We start from the raw sequence: 17430 nt of genomic DNA, 5'->3' as shown, positions 1-17430 counted from the left end.
GAACAACGGAAATTCTCTGTTGTTTTTTTACAGAATGACGATTACACTGAACTTAACCGGTGATGTATTGGTAAAAGGAGAAAATCCCATGCAGAAATTTAATCTTCACACTCACACCTTCCGCTGCGGTCATGCCAGCGGAACAGATGATCAGATGGTGCTCAGCGCTATAGAAGCAGGCTTTGAGCTGCTTGGTTTCAGTGATCACATGCCCTATCCTCAGCTGCATCTGCCAACCTGCCGAATGTTCTGGGATCAGCGTCAGGAATACACGGACGCCATGCAGGCGCTAAAAATAAAATATCAGGATTTAATCCAACTGCGCTTTGGCTATGAAGCGGAATATCTGGATGATCAGCAGGCCTTGCTCGAACAGCTGCACGGTGAAGTTGACTATTTGATTCTCGGCCAGCATTTCAAAGCCATTGAAACAAATCCCGTTTATGAGCTTGTCTATGATTACGATGCCTACAACAATGATGAAGATGTCTTGTTTTATGCAGCCCAAATTGAAAAAGCGGCGGCAACTGGATGGTTCGTAATGATCGCGCATCCTGACTATTTCATGCTGGGCCGCCGCACCTTCACACCGGCCTGTGCAGAAGCCGCCCAACGGATCTGTACTGTCAGCGTTAAAAGGCAGATTCCTTTGGAAATCAATTTAAACGGTGTCCATTACGGTAAACACAATTATCTAATCAGCTCCGTTTCACCCTCGCATCAGATAAGCAGTTATGCCTATCCGTTCCGTCCGTTCTGGGAAATTGCGGCTCAGATGCAATGCCCGGTATGCTACGGATGGGATGCCCATGCCCCACTGGTGCTGCAGGATTTCAGCCGTCTGGAAATCGCGAAACAGATTCTGGAGGGCTTGCCGCTGAATTTCATCGATCAGGCTCCCATTCTGTAAAGTCCAATCTTTTGGCTGCAGCCTACAAGCAGATTGACGATGGTCTACCTGCAGACATTTTGTTTTTATCCGATTTTATCTCCCAGATCCTCATTTCTTCACCGATCCATTTTGAATTCTTGAATTAAATAGTGTAATATGAAAGATAGAAATAGGGGGTAAAAAACAGATGAATGAATGCTCTGGCGCTGCATTGAAAACCCTGATTCGGATGCAGCAGAACGAAATTGACGAATATCATATTTATCAGAAAATCGCGGAAACTGTTAAATCGGAAAAGGACCGTGACATTCTGCTTCAAATTGCACAGGAAGAAGCTTTGCATGGGAAACTGTGGGGCAAATATACCGGTCTGCAGCCAAAACCCAACAAGGGCAAAGTTTTCTGGTACAGTCTGCTTGCCAAAATCTTTGGTTATACCTTTGCCTTAAAGCTGATGGAAAATGGTGAGGATAAAGCCGATAAGGCATACACCCGCTTAATTCAGGAAATTCCTGAGGCTGAAAAAATTGCGGAGGATGAGGAACGTCATGAACAGGCTTTGCTGGCGATGCTCGATGAAGAGCGCCTGCAGTTTGTCGGCTCAATGGTTTTGGGTATGAATGACGCGTTAGTCGAACTGACCGGAACCTTGGCGGGTCTGACCTTCGCTTTGCAGGATAATCGTCTGGTGGCTTTGTCCGGTTTAATCACAGGGGTTTCCGCAACCTTGTCGATGACAGCCTCGGCCTATCTTTCCGCAAAAAGTGATAATGATCCGCAGGCCGTGAAATCGTGTCTGTATACCGGCGTGATGTATCTGATCACGGTGGCTTTGATGAGCCTGCCTTATTTACTGCTTCCGGCGGAAGCTTACATTCCAGCATTGATCGCCTTGCTGATCACCGTGACGTTGATCATTCTCGTGTTCAATTATTATATTTCAGTTGCCAAGAACTACAATTTCAAACAACGTTTCCTGGAGATGTTTACGATCTCCGGATCGGTTGCTGTCATTTCATTCCTGGTCGGACTGGTCATTAAGGCCTGGCTGGGGATCGATATCTAAACTGCTGCTTTCAGATTTCAGGTTTTCTTTCACCAACGCGATTCTTGAAAGAACCTAAAAGTAAAGAGAAGTCCTTTGAACCGTAATCAGTTCATGCAGACTTCTCTTTTTCTTGTTATTCCGTATGTGTTCCTTTTTAAGCTTTTCTTAACTTCCACTTATTTCCCGATCTGATTTTCATAAAATTCAACCAGCTGGGTTCGCATTTGCGCTACGACATCTTTGGCCCAGGCATAATCTTTTTTCTTTTCCTTACTGCCGACCGCAGCGGCAAAACGTTCTGCCAAATCCTGTCCTTCATAGAAGGAAGGGGCAAGATCCACAACTTTGCGCTCAGGCGTTTCTTCCAGAACAGCCTCGCTTGGCAGCTTGGAAATTAAGATCGTCTGATCCTGAAGATTAAAATAGCTTTCGGGTTTCAGCGTCGCCTTGTTGTACTGCTGAACCAGGAAGACCGGCAGCGATACCGTCTCTTTTCCTTTTTTGTTGAAGCTCAGTGAAACGACATAGCCGTCACCGTTTAATGTCAGTCCGTCCACAGTCTGGAACGTGCGTTCAATCCCTGACGGGAAGGATGTTTGCTTCAAGTAAGCCACGGTGACCTTGAGGTTTTCAATCTGCTTGCTTTTGGCATCGAGATCGGTGAATAAATCCGCTGACGGTACGCGATAGTCCTGCAGCACTTCCCCGACCGCTGCCATTTCATCATAGACCCATCGTGACATCTGATCGGCAATCGTCCGCTGATCTTCACCTTCCGTTCGTCCGATCAGGTTGTTCATATTGACCAGAGACACACTGCCATTGGTCCAGATCTGATGTTCTTTCAGCTGTTCTGCATTCCAGCTGCCCTGGCTTGTGGTCAGCGAATACGTCTGCATCGCTTTCTCTGTGAACAGTTGGAAGATTGATAACCCTGGATTGATTTTGGTTCCGGCCAAGATAACCGTTCCTTTCAGTCCAGCTTTTTTGGCTTCTTCGCAGGCCTCCATCGTGCAGCCCTCCAGGGTTTCTTCACTGATCGATAACCGAACGATTTCAGATGCGATGCGAATCGGCGCGGTTTGGGTGATCTGCAGCTTGGCTGACGCTAAGTCCGTTCCGGATAGTTCATTGTTGATCACTTGCTGCTGGGGTGCCGGAAGCATGCCGTCATCCGTCGGCTGCGGCTTCTCCTTGTTCTGACAACCGCTGATCAACAAGATCAGAACCAAAGCTGCTGCAATTGTTTTTTTCATTTCCTGCACCTCGTTTCTCTCTTTATTATAAAGGATATTATTAAGGAATGTCTTAAATTTTGCTTACGACTTCCAAAATATTGACTGGTTAATTCTGGTTTTTTAATGATGGAAACGGAAGAATTCATGAACGCGTGAAGCGTAGTGCCCCAGCACAATCAGATGATGGTTGCCAATCGGCTCTTTCAGCAGCGTTTCCAGCCCCTGCGGCAATGAGACGCGAATCTGCGTGCGGCACAGATGTTTTTCGTTCAGATTTTCAACAATTTCACCGTCCTGAACAAAGTAGCGGTCCATCAGCGCCGAACATTTGAACACCGTGGCTTCGCCCTCACGCAAATGGCCGGCCAGCGCAACACCCAAATCCGACTCAAAATGCGTCATTAACCGGAAAGCACTCGGCATCGTTAACGGCAAGGTGCAGTGAGCGAAAATGATCTGTTTCGGCTGCGAGAGAATCCGCGAAGGATTGCACATAAAGACCGGCTGATCTGTCAGTTTGCCGATCAGCGTCATAGCGATCAAGGACGGCATATCGCCTTCACAGCCGCCGTAGATTCCTTCGGCATTCAAAATCGCCAGCGCCAGACAGCCGGTACTCTTCACTGGGCCCAACAGGTCAAAGCAGCGCACAGTCACGCCGTTGAGCTGATATTTCTGACAGAGGCGCTTAAGCGCACCGTAGATTTCCAATGATTTCTGCATTTCTGCCTGCGGCCAAGCTTGGCTGCGCAGCTGGCGGGTATATTCGTTTTCTTCCACCTGATGTTTCTCGATTTCCGCAAAGAATTCCTCCATCGAAATGGAAACCAGCTCAATCCCGGTCTTCTCACGGACTTGATCGGCATCGACATGGCTGGAAATCAGCCAGTCTGACGGATCGCCGACACTGCCTAAACGCAGTCCCCGCAGTTCCTTTTCAACCTTGAACACCTGAACCAGATCGCTTAACCGCGCGGCCATATCGTCCAGATCGCCATGCAGAATTTCCGCCTGTACGCCTTTCTGACGCAGGTAGGACAGAATTTCCATCGACGCGGCCAGCGAGTTGTTTTCGCCAGAGGTCAAAAGGAAAATCGGCTCTTTTAAATACGGCTCCAGCTTCAGAAAGCGTCCTTCCGTACCACCGCCGCCGACAAACACCACCGTCATGGCTTCCTCTTTTAACGCTTCCGGCTGAACGATTTCTAACGTGTGTCCGCAGCGCCGGGAGAGTTCCTCCAGATAGTTCCGATTCAAGACATCCCGGTCCTCCATATCTGCATTCATGCTTTGCAGATAGCCAATCCCAATCTTCATGATAACCCTTCTTTCTTAATTTTATTGTAACCTTACTGCGGCCAAAGTACAATCAATCTGCCGGACTTCTTCGCCGACTGTCTGCCCTTTTTCGTGTGTTTGCTAATTGTTTTCAAAACGAAAAAGAAAAAGACTGAAAGAAGGATTTATTCCCGACTTTCAATCTCCATTGATACTTTTCAGAACTGAAACTGTCTCAGATCAGCTTGAACGCAGGACGGCGGTAATACTGTGCCTGAGCTTCCCATAACTCTTGATACAAACCCGGCTGAGCGGCCAGCTGATCATGGGTTCCCCGCTGAATAATCTGTCCCTGATCAAACACAATGATTTCATCACAGAACTTGCAGCTGCTCATCCGGTGAGAAATAAAGATCGACGTCTTATCTTTGACCAGTTCGCTGAAATTCTCATAAATTTCCGCTTCCGAGATCGGATCCAAGGCCGCCGTTGGTTCATCCAGAATGACGATCGGGGCATCCTTATATAAAGCCCGGGCAATCGCTGCTTTCTGCGCTTCCCCACCGCTCAGCAGTTCGCCGTCGCCATTTTCTTTGCCCAACTGGGTTTTTAAGCCCTGCTTCATCTTCTGAAGACGCGGACCGAGACCCACTTCCTCCAGAACCTGACATGCCCGTTTCTCATCGACCAGACTGCCGGAAGCCAGGTTCTCTCCCAGCGGCATTTCCATCAATTTAAAATCCTGGAACACAACCGAGAAAATCTGCATGTATTCCTCAATATCATATTTGCGGATATCAATGCCGTTTAACAGAATCCGCCCGCTCGTCGGTTCAGCCAGCCGGCACATCAGCTTGATGAATGTTGTTTTTCCGGCGCCGTTGCGGCCCACTACCGCAAAGTGTTTTTTCATTTCCAGATCAAAGCTGACATCTTTTAAAGCGTACACCTTTTGGCCTGGATAACAATAGGAAACATGATCAAAGGTCAGATGGTATTCATGATCATCCCGCTTCTCGATTGGCAGCGTGCCTTCGTAGCCCAGATTCGGCCGCTGAATGAACGCTTCATAGCTGTTGAGGTACTCATAACGATAAACAAGGTTGTTGTAGCTGGACGCCAAGGTCACCAGTGACGTGGTAAAACGCAGAATGGCATTGGCATACAACATGACTTCACCGATGCCGATCGTTCCCTGCATCGCGATGATCCCAATCACCAGATACGTCATGCCGGAAGCCAGCTGGGTCAGAAAGAGAATGAAGCCATTGATCCTGCCATTGGTCGTGCCCCAGTCCATATAGAACCGGGCACCGATCAGTGTCTTTTCAAACAACTGAAGAATCAGTTCCTGCATTTGAAACAGCCGGATGTCTTTGCCATGATTGATGCTCATGCCCAGATTGCCGACATAGTTGGAAATCGCATTGTTATGCACGTTGTCCCGTTTCATCTTTTGAAGCAGTTGGCCGGACTTGGCACTGAGCCGCGAACCGATCCCAATCACCGCACCGTAAACAAGCAGCAGCGCCCCCAAACTGAGTAACGGCAGGGTTTTATCCTGGGCGGACAGAAAGATCTGAACTAACAGAAGAGCGACAAAAAGCAGGGAGAACAGCATCGAAAAAAACATGGTCAGAAATTGAAGCAGATCGCGCAGCTGCTCGCCGGTACCGCCTCCGCCGTTGCTGCCCTGGTCCGCCTTGCGGATCTCATCCAGGGTTTCGGTCTTTTCCAGATCCTCGTATTCGATCTGATATGACTTTTCAATGACACGCTGACGAATCTTATATTCCGAAATATCACGGATTTTGATAAACCGCTGATTTAAAGCCTTACTGATCAGTGTGAGCAAACCACTGAGGCCGATCATCCAAAACACATTGTTCATCGCCGGCTCAAACTGACTGATCATCAACAGATTGAGAATCCGGGCTGAGAAATAGAGCGTGATGAACGGCACCGACGCCGTTATCAAAGCGGTTAAAAAGAGATAGAGAATTAAATGGGGTTCGCTTGCCTGCATCATGCGGATAAACTTACAGGTTTCCTGCCAGGCTTCCTTCAAACGCATACTCATCCTCTCCTTCCTGATAATAATGACTCTGCACTTCAAACATAGCCGCATATTGTCCCTTTTGCCGCATCAGTTCTTCATGCGTGCCGTCTTCCACAATTCGGCCGTTTTCCAGAAACAGAATGCGGTCGCAGAACTGGGTGGAAGACAGGCGGTGCGAGATAAACAGCGAGGTGTGATTTTCGACCAGACCGCCGTACATTCGATACATTTCATTTTCCGCGATGGCATCCAGCGCCGCCGTCGGCTCATCCAGGATCAGCATCTTCGCTTCCTTATATAATGCCCGGGCCAGGATCAGGCGCTGAACTTCCCCGCCGGAAAGCTGAATTCCGCTCGCATCCAGATCTTTGCCGATAAATGTGCGTTCCTGATTCGGCAGGGTTTTGATCTTATCCCATAAATTAGCCTGTTTCAGCGCAGAGATCACTTTTTCCCGATCGGTTTTGTCCAATGGCTTGCCGGAGACATTTTCCGCAATCGTCACGGACATGACCATGGCATCCTGAAAGACCACGGCCAGCTGATCCTGAAAGCTTTCCCGATTTCTTTCGGTAAGCGGCTGACCATTCAGCCGAATCTGTCCACTGTCAGGAGTATAAAGTCCGCATAACAGCTTGACCAGGGTCGTCTTGCCGGCACCGTTGATGCCGACCAGCGCCACCTTCTGACCCGCGGGAATTTCAAGGCAGAAATCATTGAGGACGGGTTCCCCTTTCTGATCATACCGGAACGAAACATGATCAAACGTGACCGCCAACGTCATGGCGGAATCTTTCACTTCTTCTGGGGAAATCGCTGATTTTCCGGAATCAATATATTCACGGTAGAAACTGAACCGCATCAGATCGTTGCTGATCAACGCCAGCATTTCGCTGATTGTGGAAAACCATGTGGAAAACCCGCCGATAATGCCTAACAAGAAAACAAACTGAGCGATGCTCATTCCCTGCATCAGACTGAATATCAGCCAGCTGTACGCTGCCAGATCCCGGATCACCTGAATGATGACCCCAGCCAGATCATAGCCGAAGTAAGCTTTGCGAACCTGACCGTAGATTGCTTCCAAACGATGGTTTAGCTTTCGGTAGTAGTCCGCCAGCCAGGACCGCAGACCATAAAGCCGGATATCCTTGCCCGCGGCAACATCATAGGTTTCTTTGCGCAGATACCACGTCGAACGGATGATCTGACTGGATTCTTCCAGGGTCGCTTCTTCTTTTTTCCGGGCATAGAAATAAACGAAATACTGAATGACGGACAAGCCGAGTAAAAGACAGATCAGCTGGATGTTGGTGACTCCGATGATCAGCGAATAGAGAACCAGACCCGCAACATTCACCGCAAGCTTGATGTTGTGATGGCAGAACCCTTCCAAACCATGATCGTTGCTTGACAAACATTCGGTCGCTTTGGTCATCAATGTCTGGGTTTGATGACTTTCAATTTTCTGATAATCGCGGGTCAGCGTGCTGTGAAACATTTCTTCCCAAAAGTTTTTCAGACGGTAAAGGATAAACTGCATCGCTGAACGATTTTCCAGAAAGGCCTGAATTCCATGGATCACACCATAGATCAGAAATGAACCCAGACAGACCGCTGCCAAGGTAGGAATGCCGGTGTTTTGTTCCAGGCAGGCGATGATCAGCGAAGGCATCAGCACCCCCATTAACGGCGTTACTGCGGAAAAGATCACCTCGGCAATCCCATAAGCGATCATTTTCCGGTCATATTTCCACATCCGGGAATAAACAAGATGATATGAACTGCGGACACTGTATTTCATTCAGGACTCCCCCTCTTTGATATTTCGGTATTTTGATTATAGGGTACAACTTCGCCAACGAACAAAAAAGTGCATGAAATGTTGATTTTCATGCACGAATCGATTCACAGCGGAAGCATGATCTCGGTCACAAAGATGCCGGGTTCATTTTTACGGTTGATATACCCGCCGTATTTCTCCACTTCCAAATTGATGCGCTTCAGTCCATGGCCATGATTGCCGCGCTTCTGCGTAATGTATTCCTCATCCAGTTTGCGCACAACTTCCGAAGTGGCATTGCTGAGGGAAATGTAAAGCTGCTGCTTGAAGACGCCGATATACAGACGGATGAAGCGACCGGATTCTACCGTTTCGCAGGCTTCCATCGCATTGTCGATCAGATTGCCGAGAATGACGCACAAATCCAGATCGGTCACCTTCAGCTTCGGCGGCACAGTCGCCTTATAGTCCAAAGCGATCTCTTTTTTCAGCGCCATCGAAAGCTTGGAATTCAGGATCGCATCGACGTTCAGATTGCCGCTGTCCACCAGTTCATAAATATCATCCAGATCCTGTTCCAGCTCATTCAGATAGGCCTGAGCCTCAGGAATCTGATTCATCCGCAGCTGAGCTTTCAGATTCTGCAGGTGATTGTGATAATCATGCCGCCATCCGCGCATGATCTGATAAATGTTATTGACTTCTTCCATCTGCTGAACGAGAATCTTGTTCTGATACTCCATCATCCGTTCCTCATAACTGCGCCGCAGAAAGCGCTGATTGGCACAGCCTACCCCATAAAGCAGAAGACTAAGACCCAGAAAAAGCAAAAGCTGACCTGAGAGCACTCCATAGATAACGAAGAAGATCATGCTCAGTCCCATGACTGCCAAAATGAGCGGACGGCTCTGACTGCGCTGCTGCTCCAGGATCAGACAAAGCAGATAGGTCAGGATGAAAAACGGCAGAAAGGATCGGGTCAGTCCATAACTCAAGGCTCCGCCGATCAGCACTGCCAGATCCAGGATCAGACTTTTACGCTGAAACCGCAGCCACAAAAGCACGATCAGGGCGATCACCGGCAAGCACTCGATCATATTCGTCACAATCATAGACTGATTCCTTTATTGTATTCGATAAAGGCTTCACTGACAGTTTTTAACTGGGATCGGGCTACTGGCAGCGTGAATGAGCCAGCTGACAGTTCTTCACGGCGAATTTGATCAACTTTGGCAATATTGACCAGATAGGAACGATGGATCATGACAAACGAATCATCCAGCATTGTTTTTAATTCGCGAATGCCGATTTTCTCTTTTTGCCGGTGATCTTCGAAAACCAGATGGCAGTAATGGGCTTCTGCTTCGACATAGACCAGGGCATTCAGATCAATCCGGCTTCCATTGAGCAAGATTGACCGTTTGGTGGAAGCCTGGATTTCATCGAGGATCGCAAAGAGCTGCGATGATTGGATCGGTTTGATCAGATAGCGCAGAGCGTTGACCTCATATCCTTCGAACACGTATTCTTTGGTTGCGGTCAAAAACAAAAGCGGAACCTGCGGATCGGCTCTCCGGATCTGCCGCGCCAGCTCCATTCCGTTTTGATTCCGCATCTGGATATCCAGAATGATCAGATCGAATGGATAGCGTCCATCGCACTCAAAAAGCATCTGTTCGGCACTTTCATACCAGACCAGATCGACTTTGCCCCATCGGCACAGGAGTTCTTCCAGAATCTCCTTCTGTATTTTCTCATCTTCACAATAAGCAATGTTCATGACTTCATTTTAACCTGCCCTGCGCTTCACTGGCAAGCCTAAATTTCCAGGGCTTAGCGGCTCATTGCGGATAACAGACCATTACTGTTTCTCCATGGATATCCTTTTCCTCTATAAACTGAAATCCAAATTTCTGATAGAGGCGAATGGCTGCGGTATTCTCAGGATAGACACTGAGATAGATTTCCCTGCCTGGATATTGTGCCTGAAGTTTTCTAAGCAGTAAATCCAGCGCGGCTTTGCCATATCCCCGGCCCTGAACCTGAGCGTCAATCAGAAAACGATCGAGCCACACGCGGCCAGGCTGGGGACAAAAAGTCAGACCTTCCTTCAATTTCCGAGGCGGCAGCGGAATCGGATACTCTTTCTCAAAAAAACCTGTCATCGCAAACCCAACCGGCTGATCTCCATCGTAAATTCCGATCGGCTGCCAACGCTCATCCGCCTTGGCTTCCGTTAAACATTGTTCCACTGACTCAATAAAGTTTTCCTGTTGTCTGGCCACCCGCAGCGCAAGCAGGGCTTTCCGGTTTTGCGGTGTCAGCGGTCTCAGCATTAAATTCATGATTACACTTCCTTTTCCAAAGAAAAAACCGATCCTCTCTGGATTTGCCTGACTCCTTCACTGCTTTTGTACGCAAAAGCGGAAATCAGAATCCTGAAAGCGACCGGCTTGATTGAGTACGCTCAAAAGGCCATTTCGGTCATTTCTTCATTTCATTATAAGAATTGGATTTCAGTTTGTCAATCTGGCTGCCAGTTCTGCACATAACGCTGCATGTCCGTGATTCTTCCATCTCCTGATTGGTTTTCAAGGTATCATCCGCTGTGGATTTTCATTTCCAGCAGATTAGTCAATAAAAACCTTATTGCAAGGAGTCCTTGAATGCATCTGTAAAATTATAAATCTGAAGAAACTCCTTAAAATCCATAGAATACATTGTTTTCAAATATCCAACCGGAGCAGAGGCAATGTTTTTTAACTCAACGGCAAGTAAGGAACCGCTGAAAATATATCTGAAAAGGGCTTCTTCGGCCCCAAATTTTACTATTACAGAATTTTACCCTTAATATATGGTTCATCAGTAAAGAGCGAAAGATTAGTAATCCTATCATCGCTGGCCATTGACATTTACGCAACCACTTTTAGTTGAAAAATGACATTTTTCCAACCTATTAATTCGTAAAATAAGCGTTTTTCCAACTTTACACCATTAAAAAAGGAGCAAAACGCTCCTTTTCCAGTTTTGATTTATTTCAGAGCTGCCGCAGCGTTTTCACCTGCGACCTTACCGAAGACAACCGACTGTGAATAGCCGCCTGTCTGCGAAGTAACTTCACCAGCTGCATACAGGCCGTTGACGATGCTTCCGTCTTCAAACAGAACCTGAGCTTTTTCGTTAGCCGCAACGCCGCCCTTAGTCATATGGTTGGCTGCTTCAACACGAACGCCGTAGAATGGGCCTTCGGCATCCAATGCACGGGAAGGAACTTTGCCCAGAACAGCATTTTCAGCGCCGGCTTCGGCATCTGCATTGTACTGTTCAACACTGGCTTTCAGGCCCGCTGCATCAATGCTCAGCGCGGCTGCCAGTTCATCCAGCGTCTTGCCTTCTGCATAATAACCTAAGCCGACATGCTTACGGATACGATAGAAGGAATCATAGCCTGTCTTATCGGTAATGTAGTAAGCCGCGCCATCGGTCTGGCTCTGAATCATCTTTGCGCGATCCAGTCCGGAAGCATTGGCCAACAGTTCGCCTTCTTTGTTTACCAACAGATTCATATCCGCACCGCCGGTCAGATCCCGACGTGGGACGATGATGTTGGCAAAGACGCTCATTTTGCCCATGTTTTCCATCTTGTAGCCGTTAGCTTCAAAAATCTTAACATAGTCGCCAGTTGTTCCCATCTGGTTGGAAGTGTTCATAATTTCATAACCTGGAGCATATTCCGCCAACAATTCCTTGTTTGAGCAGAAACCGCCTGTCGCAATGATGACAGCCTGAGCCTGAATGTCATAGCTTTCATTGTCATTGTTCGTGACCTTGACGCCTGTGACGTCCTTGCCGTCCAGGATCAGTTCTTCGCCCTTCGTGCCGGTACGGATATCGACGCCCAGCTCCTTAGCCTGCTTTTCCAAGCCGGCCTGGATAACTTCACCTGAATACTGGTTGTCTTCTGCCATGTGGTTGGTTCCGCCATAGTTATAGTTCAGTTCAACACCCATCGCTCTTAACCAGGCATCCAATTCGTTTTCTTCGTTGGCCCACACTTCAATCCGCTCTGCGGATTCGCCGGTGTCCTTCTTGCTTTCGATGAAATTTTCAACCTGATTGACTGTCCATTCTTCATTGCCAGCCTTCTTCTGAGCTTCAGTATTGATAATATCGAAGAAGTTCATATCAAACTTACCGTTGCCGCTTAAGATATCCAGCTTTTCAACGACGATGACGTTGGCATTCGCATTGGTCTGCTTCGCGCCGATCGCTGCCGCCAAGCCCGCAGGCCCGCCGCCAACAATCACGATATCGCAGGTTTCAGCTTCACGCTGAGATGCTGGTTTTTCCGGTCCCTGCGTGGTCATGGTGATTTCTTCCACATCCATGCCAGCCTGCTTCATCGCATCCGCAACCGCGCTCTTCACGCCGAAGGATGAGAATGTTGCGGCGCTGACATTGTCAACGACCGGTGAATTGGCTTCTAAGATTCTTTCCTTCATTACCGGGAAAGCACGATCGATAACGACATTGGTTTCATGGCTGTCAACCAGCTCAATGTCCGTAATCTTCTGATCAGCGATTGTGACTTTTAAGTTCATCTCGCCGCCGTAGCCTGTACCCTTTACCTCATAGACACCAGAGTTCCCTGCTTCCGGTGCTGTGGATGGGGTCTGCTGAGCAGGCTGATTTGAGCAAGCAGCCAAGCTTGCTGCTAATAAGCCCGCAAGACCGACCTTCACAAATTTGTTGTTCATGTTTGCCTCCTGTGTAGATCTCCTCTACAAACCCTATTGTATCGAAAACAATTCGATAGTCAAGTTAGAAAATTCACATGATTTTCACAATATGAACACAATTAAGCTCAATAAAGACGGAGATAAAAGGGTTTTATTGTTATTTCTGGAATAATTTTCAAGAAATGAAAACTTTTTGAAATTCAAAAGAAACCTGTTTTCTTGACGAAAACAGGTCGTTTTTCACTTATTTTTTCATTTCTTCGCGAACTTCACAGAAGCAGCGGACGATCGTGTCGATATCTTCACGGGTATGGGCAGCGCTGACCTGCGTCCGAATGCGGGCTTTCCCCTTCGGGACGACTGGATAAGAGAACGCAACGACATAGATTCCCTTCTCCATCATTCGGCTGGCCATTTCCGCCGCGGTCTTTTCATCATACAGCATAACCGGAACAATCGGATGCACGCCCGGGATAATATCAAATCCGGCATCCGTCATTTTCTGACGGTAATACGCTGTGATTTCCTCCAAATGATCGCGCAGGGAGGTATCCGCTTCGAGCATTTTAAAGACTTCCAGAGAAGCGGCGACAATCGCCGGAGCCAGTGTATTGGAGAACAGATAAGGCCGGCTGCGCTGACGAAGCAGATCGACGATTTCCTGACGGGCAGCGGTAAAGCCTCCTGAAGCTCCGCCCAGGGCCTTGCCCAATGTTCCGGTGATGATATCGACGCGGCCTTCAACGCCGCAGTATTCCGCAGTCCCCCGGCCATGCTTTCCGACAAAGCCAGCAGAATGGCTGTCGTCCACCATGACCAGAGCGTTGAATTCATCCGCCAAATCGCAGATTGATTTCAGATCGGCAATAATTCCATCCATCGAGAAAACGCCGTCCGTGGCGATCAGTTTAATCCGGGCCCCGGCTTCGTCCGCAGCGATCAGCTGCTGGCGCAGATCATTCATATCATTATTCTTATAGCGGAAACGCTTGGCCTTGCACAGACGTACACCGTCAATGATGCTGGCATGATTCAGCTCATCGCTGATGATCGCATCCTCCGGACCTAAGATCGTTTCAAACAGACCGCCGTTCGCATCAAAGCAGGAGGAATACAAAATCGTGTCATCCATCCCCAGAAAGTGCGAAATTGCGGCTTCCAGCTGTTTGTGGCTGTCCTGTGTCCCGCAGATAAACCGGACGGATGCCAGACCATAGCCCTTTTCCTCATACGATTTTTGAGCGGCCTGAATTAAGCGTGGATTGTTGCCTAAACCAAGATAATTGTTGGCGCACATGTTGATGACTTCCCGGCCATCTTCCAGCCGGACATGCGCCGACTGCGGCGTAACAATTGGACTTTCACCTTTGAACAGACCGGCTTCTTTAATCTCCGCGACTTCGTTGGCGTAAAACTGCAGGGCTTCTGATTTATTCATTTAATTTTCCTCCTTCTGCAGCGAACTCCAATCCAGTACGACTTTGCCGGACTGTCCGGAATTCATCGCTGCAAAGCCTTTCTCATAATCCTGAATGTCAAACCGATGGGTGATCACGGCGTCAATGTTCAATCCGCTTTGCAGCATTGTGGACATTTTATACCAGGTTTCCCACATTTCCCGGCCGTAGATTCCTTTGATCGTTAAACCGTTGAAAATCACCTTTTCCCAATTGATCCGAGCCTCTGCTTTCTGCAGCCCCAGCAAGGCAATTTTCCCGCCGTTTTTCATGTTGTTGACCATATCGTTAAAACCAGACTGAGCTCCGCTCATTTCCAGACCTACGTCAAAGCCTTCTTTCATTCCCAACTCATGCATGACCTCCGGCAGCTGCTCCTGGGCCACGTTGACCGTGCGGGTTGCCCCCAGTGTCTTAGCCAAATTCAGCCGATATTCATTGACATCGGTAACGACAACGTGTCTTGCCCCAACATGCCGGCAGATCGCAGCCGCCATGCATCCAATCGGCCCGGCCCCGGTAATCAGTACATCCTCACCGATCATATCAAACTGCAGAGCGGTATGGACAGCGTTGCCCAGCGGATCAAAGCAGGAATATAATTCTTCGCGAATGGATGGATCACAGTGCCAGGCATTCTTTGCCGGGATCACCAGATACTGAGCGAAGGCTCCGTTGCGGTTGACCCCCACGCCCTGTGTATTCCGGCATAAATGCGGCTGTCCGGCCAGACAGTTGCGGCAATGTCCGCAGGTAATATGACCCTCGCCGCTGACGAGGTCGCCGACCTGAAAGCCTTCGACATTCTCTCCCACCTCAACTACTTCACCAACATATTCGTGACCGGCTGTTAATCCGATGGGAATCGTATGCTGCGCCCATTCATTCCAGTTGTAAATATGCACATCAGTGCCGCAGATTGACGTCTTGCGGATTTTAATCTTCACATCATTTTTTCCACATTCCGGAATCGGCACCTGCTTCAGCCATAAGCCAACATCGGCCTTTTCCTTCACTAAAGCCCACATCATTTTGACTTCACTCATCTTGTTCCTCCTTTTCTTTGTAAGCGGTATCTTTAACTTTATAGTGCCTTAGTTTCGCGCGAAATGCAAGACACTTTTTTAGAATTGTCCGCATAGTAAAGACACTTTCTTCATTTATCCGTCCCGCTTTCTGAAATTTGTGAAAATCCATTGAAAATTACTGATGTTCTTGAATTCCCATCTACATTTTTCATGATTCGACAAAATTCGGCAACAATAAGAAGAGTGAAGGAGGGATGCGTGTGAAATTCGCCGCCAGAAAATCTAGTCCCCGATATCCAAACCGAGTCCCAGGTGTGTTTCTCTTTCTCTTCATCGGCGGTCTTTTGTGTCTGTTTGGTTTCTGGTCGCTTTCCATTGGACAAAAACCGAAAAAGCCAAGCTTTCTTGAAGCGGAGGATCGTCAGTTAGATCACGCACTGCATCAAAAGCAGGATGACTTTGAAATTGTTGTCTTTTATCCTCAGGAACCTCAGGAGATTGTGAGCACTGCGAAGCAGCAGGCAGAGCAATTAATGACTTCATTAAGCACTAAAAAAACGGAAATGCCTGAGCTTCCTGCAGCCAAACAGGAAAGTCCGGAACCTATTTTAATTAAGGCTGATTATCACACAGAAATCCTGGAACGGAACACGCTGTCGGTTGTTTATCTGATTCAGAAAAAAATCGGCGATCAGATTGTAGAAGATCATTGGGGCTATATTCTTGACCAAGAAACAGGTGAGTTAATTACGGCAGATCAGGCGTTTGATCCAACGGGACTGGATCGAATTTCCGCTTTATTTCGGGATGCGATGAAGAATCGGGAAGCAACGCGCGATTTAGCTTATACCCTGCCCTTTATTACTGCCAGCGCCCCTGCCCCAGAGAACTTTTCCAATTTTTATTTAGAGGAAGATCAGCTGACATTCTTCGTGGATGCGGACGCAGAAAATCCCTCAGAAATCAGCCGTAATGAAGGAAACACCATAAATATGATACCGGAGATCAGTAAAGGGCTGCGCTGGTCTGCTGATCGGAATCAGTTGGGTTCGCATTTCCTGTTGAAGCCGGGGGAAGAAGAAAGTTTATTTATTCCGCCGCGAACTGTCGATCCTCAGCGTCCAATGGTTGCGCTGACCTTTGATGATGGTCCTCATCCCAGAAATACACCGCGGATTCTCGAAGCCTTAAAAGCTTATGACGGAGCTTCGACTTTTTTCATGGTCGGCACCAATGTAGAGCGTTATCCTGACGTTGTTCTGCAGGTGGCAGAAAACGGCAGCGAGATTGCTTCCCATACATACAGTCATCCCAATTTAACCCGACTTTCCGCAGACAGTCTGAATGTCCAGTTAAATCGTGTCAGTGAGCTGGTCGATGAACTGACTCATCAGCAAATTCAAGTCAAAACCCTCCGTCCGCCTTATGGCGCCGTCAATGAACAAGTGAAAGAGGCTTCTCCAACGCCATTGATTCTCTGGAGCTTGGATACCCTGGACTGGAAAACCCGCAGTGCTGAAAAGACAGTAGACCTTGTTCTTAGCCAGGTTGAGGATGGCGATATTATCTTGATGCATGATATTCATGCTGAATCTGCGGATGCTGCAGAAACAATCATTCCAAAACTGACTGAAATGGGATTTCAATTAGTTACGGTTCAGGAACTGATGGAAGCTAAAGGCTTATCCATGTCACCGGGTCAGAAGATCTTCAGCGCTAATCAAGACAATTAATAAACAATCCTAATGGAAAAAACGAAGAAAGCATATCCTGCTTAAGAAAGTAAGATATGCTTTTATTTTCATTATAAAACTGCAGTTTCTACATATCCAAGATCCTTTATTTTCATAATGATTTTTTGATCTTTAGTTGAATATACTACGAAACGATTTCCGCTATTGAAAAACA

The 17430-nt window shown here is 47.8% G+C and carries 13 protein-coding genes; 3 read left to right on the top strand and 10 right to left on the bottom strand.

Translation table 11 applies throughout. The annotated features are described in order from the left end of the window. The first annotated feature begins 88 nt into the window (after nt 1-88). On the top strand, nt 89-910 hold the full coding sequence (locus MCG46_RS00365; protein WP_240276523.1) for a histidinol-phosphatase: 822 nt from the start codon (nt 89-91) through the stop codon (nt 908-910). 169 nt (nt 911-1079) lie between these two features. Next, complete coding sequence (locus MCG46_RS00360; RefSeq protein ID WP_240276521.1) at nt 1080-1958, top strand: VIT1/CCC1 transporter family protein; 879 nt, start codon at nt 1080-1082, stop codon at nt 1956-1958. A 158-nt stretch (nt 1959-2116) separates the two neighbouring features. Here the strand turns inward: MCG46_RS00360 and MCG46_RS00355 are convergent, their stop codons facing one another. The 10 genes from MCG46_RS00355 to tdh form a co-directional block, all read right to left on the bottom strand. After that, nucleotides 2117-3196 (bottom strand): hypothetical protein, encoded by a 1080-nt coding sequence (locus tag MCG46_RS00355; protein WP_240276519.1) that lies wholly within the window; start codon nt 3194-3196, stop codon nt 2117-2119. A gap of 102 nt (nt 3197-3298) precedes the next feature. Further along, complete coding sequence (locus tag MCG46_RS00350) at nt 3299-4495, bottom strand: hypothetical protein (protein WP_240276511.1); 1197 nt, start codon at nt 4493-4495, stop codon at nt 3299-3301. A 196-nt stretch (nt 4496-4691) separates the two neighbouring features. Beyond that, nucleotides 4692-6536: an ABC transporter ATP-binding protein gene (locus MCG46_RS00345; protein WP_240276510.1), complete on the bottom strand. Its 1845-nt coding sequence runs from the start codon at nt 6534-6536 to the stop codon at nt 4692-4694. Beyond that, nucleotides 6496-8319: an ABC transporter ATP-binding protein gene (locus MCG46_RS00340; RefSeq protein WP_240276506.1), complete on the bottom strand. Its 1824-nt coding sequence runs from the start codon at nt 8317-8319 to the stop codon at nt 6496-6498. Before MCG46_RS00340 ends, MCG46_RS00345 begins: the two co-directional genes overlap by 41 nt. Nucleotides 8320-8423: 104 nt before the next feature. Further along, nucleotides 8424-9410, bottom strand: coding sequence for a sensor histidine kinase (locus tag MCG46_RS00335; protein WP_240276504.1), 987 nt, complete (start codon nt 9408-9410; stop codon nt 8424-8426). Further along, on the bottom strand, nt 9407-10078 hold the full coding sequence (locus tag MCG46_RS00330; RefSeq protein WP_240276496.1) for a LytR/AlgR family response regulator transcription factor: 672 nt from the start codon (nt 10076-10078) through the stop codon (nt 9407-9409). Before MCG46_RS00330 ends, MCG46_RS00335 begins: the two co-directional genes overlap by 4 nt. A gap of 61 nt (nt 10079-10139) precedes the next feature. Then, nucleotides 10140-10643, bottom strand: coding sequence for a GNAT family N-acetyltransferase (locus MCG46_RS00325; protein ID WP_240276488.1), 504 nt, complete (start codon nt 10641-10643; stop codon nt 10140-10142). A 687-nt stretch (nt 10644-11330) separates the two neighbouring features. Continuing rightward, the gene (locus MCG46_RS00320; RefSeq protein WP_240276478.1) at nt 11331-13055 is read right to left on the bottom strand and encodes an FAD-binding protein; all 1725 of its coding nucleotides are present in this window, start codon (nt 13053-13055) and stop codon (nt 11331-11333) included. Between the two features lie 226 nt (nt 13056-13281). Further along, a complete protein-coding gene (locus MCG46_RS00315) occupies nt 13282-14475 on the bottom strand; it encodes a glycine C-acetyltransferase (protein WP_240276476.1) in 1194 nt (397 codons plus the stop codon). After that, entirely contained in the window at nt 14476-15540 is a 1065-nt protein-coding gene (tdh, locus tag MCG46_RS00310; protein WP_240276474.1) for an L-threonine 3-dehydrogenase, read from the bottom strand. A 242-nt stretch (nt 15541-15782) separates the two neighbouring features. On the opposite strand from tdh, the gene MCG46_RS19540 reads away from it, so the two are divergent. Next, entirely contained in the window at nt 15783-17255 is a 1473-nt protein-coding gene (locus MCG46_RS19540; RefSeq protein ID WP_240276471.1) for a polysaccharide deacetylase family protein, read from the top strand. Nucleotides 17256-17430 lie beyond the last annotated feature (175 nt).

This window comes from Holdemania massiliensis (assembly GCF_022440805.1).
GTDB classification, from domain to species: Bacteria; Bacillota_I; Bacilli_A; order Erysipelotrichales; family Erysipelotrichaceae; genus Holdemania; species Holdemania massiliensis_A.
The sequence above is the reverse complement of the archived record's forward strand: the minus strand, read 5'-3'. Positions and strand labels throughout refer to the sequence as shown.